The organism is Psychromonas sp. SP041 (assembly GCF_000470315.2).
Classification (GTDB): Bacteria; Pseudomonadota; Gammaproteobacteria; order Enterobacterales; family Psychromonadaceae; genus Psychromonas.
In genome coordinates this window covers 1-1,023 of the sequence record NZ_CBRF02000096.1, presented here as the reverse complement: position 1 = coordinate 1,023, position 1,023 = coordinate 1, and the positions used below count along the sequence as shown (strand labels likewise).

Here is a 1,023-nt window from a genome sequence, read left to right as displayed (position 1 = left end):
CTATCAACGATGATGGCACGGTGACCTACACGCCTGATGCAGACTTTAACGGCTCTGATAGCTTCACTTACACCAACGAAGACGGCAATACTGAAACAGTGAGTGTGACAGTAGACCCTGTCGCTGATGACACCGTATTAGTGGCAGATAGCGCGACCACGAATGAAGACACGCCAATTACCATTAATGTTGTAGGTAATGATACTGACGTGGATGGCGGTGTTATTTCACCGGTTGATACGGTAACGCAAGGGGCGAACGGTACAGTTGCTATTAACGATGATGGCACCGTAACCTACACGCCGAATGCTGATTTCAACGGCTCTGATAGCTTCACTTACACCAACGAAGACGGTAATACTGAAACAGTGAGTGTGACAGTAGACCCAATCGCTGACGACACCGTATTAGTGGCAGATAGCGCGACCACGAATGAAGATACACCTGTCATTATCAATGTTGTGGGCAATGATACCGATGTTGATGGCGGTGTTATTTCACCCGTTGATACGGTCACGCAGGGCGCGAACGGCACAGTTGCTATCAACGATGATGGCACGGTGACCTACACGCCTGATGCTGATTTCAACGGCACTGATAGCTTCACTTACACCAATGAAGACGGTAATACTGAAACAGTGAGTGTGACAGTAGATCCAATCGCTGATGACACAGTATTAGTGGCAGATAGCGCAACAACGAATGAAGATACACCTGTCATTATCAATGTTGTGGACAATGATACCGATGTTGATGGCGGTGTTATTTCACCGGTTGATACGGTAACGCAGGGTGCGAACGGCACGGTTGCTATTAACGATGATGGCACAGTGACTTACACGCCGAATGCTGATTTCAACGGCTCTGATAGCTTCACTTACACCAATGAAGACGGTAATACTGAAACAGTGAGTGTGACAGTAGACCCTGTTGCTGATGACACCGTATTAGTGGCAGATAGCGCGACCACGAATGAAGATACACCTGTCATTATCAATGTCGTGGGTAACGATACTGACGTGG

At 47.7% G+C, this 1,023-nt stretch carries 1 protein-coding gene; it reads left to right on the top strand.

Features of this window, described 5'->3' with window-relative positions:
- On the top strand, nt 1–1,023 hold a 1,023-nt coding region (locus SP041_RS20690; RefSeq protein ID WP_137298015.1), incomplete at both ends, for an Ig-like domain-containing protein.